The following is a 3,996-nucleotide window of genomic DNA, read 5'->3' on the forward strand; positions in this document are numbered from 1 at the left end:
AAAATTAGGAATATTTTCGTATGATATAACTATAGAATCTTCAATTTTTTCTCCTAAATCACCTAAGCCTGAACCTAATATTAAGCCTACTTCAGGTGTATCTTTTATTTTACTCTTTATAAAATTTGTGCTATTATTTATTTTTTCCAAATAATTCATAACCTTACCTCCTATGCTCTAGGATGTGTTTTTTTATACACATCATTTAATTCTTTATTATCCATTGCAAAAGAATATATTTGTGTGGTAGAGATATCGGAATGTCCTAATATCTCCTGAACAGTTTTAATATCAGCACCATTCTGTAATAAATGAACAGCAAATGAATGCCTTAGTGTATGAGGAGTTATCTTTTTATCAATATTTGATTTTTTCTTATACTCCTTTATTATCTTCCAAAACCCTTGTCTAGTTAATCTTTTACCATTATGATTTAGGAACAATGCCTTCTCTTTTTGTTCTTTAAGTACTTGTTCTCTATATTGATTTAAATAACAATTTAAATGTTTTAAAGCAATACTTCCAATTGGTACAACTCTCCTATTTTCATTAGATTTATTTAAAAGCAAATACCCTAGTTCTAAATTTAGGTTGTCCATATCTAAAGCAATTATTTCCGAAACCCTCATTCCAGTTGCATATAAAAGCTCTAACATAGCTCTATCTCTAATTCCTTTATAATTATTATCGCAAGGCTGAGATAATAATAAATCTACTTCATCTTTTGTTAAAATATTTGGCATTTTCCTTTCTGATTTTGGTGAACGTAAATTATGAGTAGGATCTTCCTTTATTTCATTATTATTTAATAAATATTGATAAAAGCATCTTATAGAAGCTAGGTTTCTTGATATTGTAGATGTAGCTTTCCCATCTTTCTGTAAATACATTAAGTATGTAATAATTACCGTTTTATTCACTTCGGTAATATCATTCATATTATTATCTATTAGATAGTCTTTAAACTGGGTTATATCTCTTAAATAGGCCTCTAAAGTATTAGAAGTCAATTCTTTTTCATTTTTGATGTAATCTATATATTTTTTAAAAATTAGTTCAGACATACTAGTTCTCCTTTATTAACTGGTTATGTACTTATTCAACATAATCTTATAAAATCCTTTTTTAAAATCAATTAATATAATCTGTTAATAATCGTAAAAACATTGGTGATACATAAGCTTCAATCAAACAACCTATAATTATAACAATAGACAACAAAACTATTAAAGTAGTATAATCGAGAATTTTTGAAACATTATTTATGGATTTAACTCTTAATTTTCTCATTTTTATACATTTAATAGAATAAGCCATACTTATTGAAGCGATGGAAAGAATACCGGGAATAATAAATAAGTTTTGTGGCAAAATTCCTAAAACAGAAAATAAAAATCCTTCCATTCCATATTCATTCACAAGAAACCCAACAGTAAAACCCAAAGCAAAACCTCTAAACAAGACAATAATCGGAATTAAAGGAACAGCTATAAATATTATACCCGATATCCATATTAAACCAACAGTTTTAAAATTATCAGTTATTGATTGTTTTAATATTAAACTATTGCTAATTTTATCGCCATCAATATTTTTAAAAAAGGAACTTAAAAAAATTATTAAATCATTTTTTTGCTCTAAACCTATTATTTTAATAGTAATAGAGCCTATTATTATTCCAATAGCAAAAATAATTATTACCAAAAAATAAATTATAAAATTATCTTGAAATTGTTTAAAAAGCCATCTTTTAATTTTGTTAAACAATTATAAATCCTCCCTTCAACTAATACAAGCATATATGAAATAATATGCCTTTAGGGAAGATATTATCACTAACTAATTATTTTTGATTAATATACTTTTCTGCAAAAAATATACTTATTATGGTTTTACTATCATTTATTTCTCCTTTATTTACCATATTTATCAAATCATCAATTTTCATTTTTTTCACTTTTATATATTCGCCTTCACTAGGTTCTTCCATTCCAAACTCCAATTCAGTTGCTAAAAATAGATAAATCTTTTCATCAGAAAAACCAGGTGAAGTATAAAACTCAAATATATACTCCATTTTCTTTGCTATACATCCTGTTTCTTCGATTAATTCCCTTAAAGCTGTCTCTTTTGGTTCTTCGGTGATTTCAATTTTACCAGCAGGTATTTCTAAAAGGGTTTTTTCGACTGGTTTTCTAAACTGTTCTACCATTATTATAGAACCATCTTCAGTTATAGGAACTATACCAACTGAACCAGGATGCTCTATAATTTCCCTTTTAGAATACTTTTTATCTGGCAATTCCACTGTGTCTATTCTCAAATTTACTATTTTCCCTTCATAAATTTTTTCAGACTTCATAGTTTTTTCTTCGTAACTCATTAGACTATTCCTCCTCTAATTTAACTCTCTGAATATATGAGTTCCCACAGCCCCTAAGGTTTTAAAAAATTCTTTATCGTCTTCATAACTTCTTCCCATGGTTGTGATTTTCAAATTAAAATAATTCATAGCTTCAAGAATTTTATCTCCGTTTTCATAAATAATTTCATATTTCTCATCAAGTTTTAGTTTCCTAATTTGATTATTTAATACATTAAATTTATTATCATCTAACAATGGTAAAACTACCTTCCCAGAAGTTTTAGCTATTTCTGATAATATAGTTCTAGTGTGATGACTTATACCAAAATGTCTTTCTCTTCTATCATTAAAACTAATTCTTGGTACTATAACAGCTTCTCCTTCCAGAGTATTTACAGCATCAATTATTTGTCCTTGCTCTATTCCACTAAATCCATATTTGGTACCTGTTCCTACTATTCCAGGCCCCATTGTAATAATAGTTACGTCTCCTCTCAATATCTCTTTTGCTGAAATTAAACCTGTGTATATATTAGTACATTCTAAATCTCCACCAAAAGCATTACCTATTGTAATAGTATTGTTTATCATTTTTTTATTTCTTAACATCTTTACAGTATTGCTAAAATATAAAGACAAAGCTCCCCCATCTGTCATCAGATAATTAATTTTAATACTACTGTCAAGCCACTTTAGCATAGCAACAATAGGAGCTAACATACTATGTAATGTCCCTATAACAAACAAATGACCATCAAGAGATTTGAAATCATTAAACAATTGATGATATTCGCTATCTTCCTCTTCTGCAGCTAAACATCTTATTTGATGAGGTGTATATCTTAGCTTCATAATATGTCCTGAACCTCTCAAAGTTTTATACTCATTGCTGTAATTAAATATTACAAAATGAATACCTCCAGTTCCTAAAGATAATTCCACAGCAGTAGTATTGATTATAACCATATCTCCAACCTTAACAGTTCCTGTTAAATCATTATAGTTTATCGCCTTTGAAATTGTATTATTTAATTCTACTCTAATCCAAGAAACATGTTCATCTTCTTCATCTATCTTAACCACTTTGGCTTTTCTATAACTTAACAGATAAACCCCTCCTATCTTCCTAATTTATCAATAAATTTTAATATTTTATTGTTATCAATAATTGTTGAAAAAGATAATTTTTCAGCCAACAAATGGATAATAATCAATAAAGTTAAATAAACTATTTTTATAATTATATTATGTGTATATATACAATATATCCCTAATGTAATACCTAAAACATTCGAACCTACGTCTCCCATCATAACTTTTGCTTTTAAATCTAATGGAAAATATACTATTAATACACCATAAAAAGAATAGAAAAAGAAATTATATTCTTTGACAACACTAGTTACTAACATTATTATTGATACGATAATAAACACCTTGATAGATCTACCCGGTCTTAAGTCGAACAAATTAATTAAATTTGTAAATAAAGCAATAATAAAAGTGTTAACCAAAATTTCCAATAAATTCTCAGTAAAACTTATAGAAATAATTAATGCAATAAAAAACCCGATGCCTGCTTTTATTGCTCCCGTAGTAAGATTACCCTTAAAAAAAGATTTTATATGTCA

Annotated in this window: 5 protein-coding genes; all 5 read right to left on the bottom strand. The window is 27.0% G+C overall.

Annotation, left to right across the window (positions count from 1 at the left end; genetic code table 11):
* Positions 1–170 precede the first annotated feature (170 nt).
* The 5 genes from xerD to VK998_RS12565 all read right to left on the bottom strand — a co-directional run bounded on the left by xerD (position 171) and on the right by VK998_RS12565 (position 3,888).
* The gene (gene xerD / locus VK998_RS12545) at positions 171–1,064 is read right to left on the bottom strand and encodes a site-specific tyrosine recombinase XerD (RefSeq protein WP_325228902.1); all 894 of its coding nucleotides are present in this window, start codon (positions 1,062–1,064) and stop codon (positions 171–173) included.
* 67 nt (positions 1,065–1,131) lie between these two features.
* Positions 1,132–1,767, bottom strand: a complete 636-nt coding sequence (gene spoIIM, locus VK998_RS12550) for a stage II sporulation protein M (RefSeq protein WP_325228904.1) — start codon at positions 1,765–1,767, stop codon at positions 1,132–1,134.
* Between the two features lie 76 nt (positions 1,768–1,843).
* Entirely contained in the window at positions 1,844–2,383 is a 540-nt protein-coding gene (locus tag VK998_RS12555) for an NUDIX hydrolase (RefSeq protein ID WP_325228906.1), read from the bottom strand.
* 15 nt (positions 2,384–2,398) lie between these two features.
* On the bottom strand, positions 2,399–3,448 hold the full coding sequence (locus tag VK998_RS12560) for a DUF3866 family protein (protein ID WP_325228911.1): 1,050 nt from the start codon (positions 3,446–3,448) through the stop codon (positions 2,399–2,401).
* A gap of 35 nt (positions 3,449–3,483) precedes the next feature.
* Positions 3,484–3,888 carry a hypothetical protein gene (locus tag VK998_RS12565; protein ID WP_325228914.1) on the bottom strand — a complete coding sequence of 135 codons (405 nt, stop codon included), beginning with the start codon at positions 3,886–3,888 and terminating at the stop codon, positions 3,484–3,486.
* Positions 3,889–3,996: the final 108 nt, after the last annotated feature.

It is taken from the genome of Schnuerera sp. (assembly GCF_035459645.1).
Taxonomy (GTDB): Bacteria; Bacillota; Clostridia; order Tissierellales; family Tepidimicrobiaceae; genus Schnuerera.

What these genes read in the sequence shown, in the direction of transcription:
- xerD (WP_325228902.1), bottom strand. Translation starts at nt 1,064, where the DNA reads ATGTCTGAACTAATTTTTAAAAAATATATAGATTACATCAAAAATGAA.
- VK998_RS12555 (WP_325228906.1), bottom strand. Translation starts at nt 2,383, where the DNA reads ATGAGTTACGAAGAAAAAACTATGAAGTCTGAAAAAATTTATGAAGGG.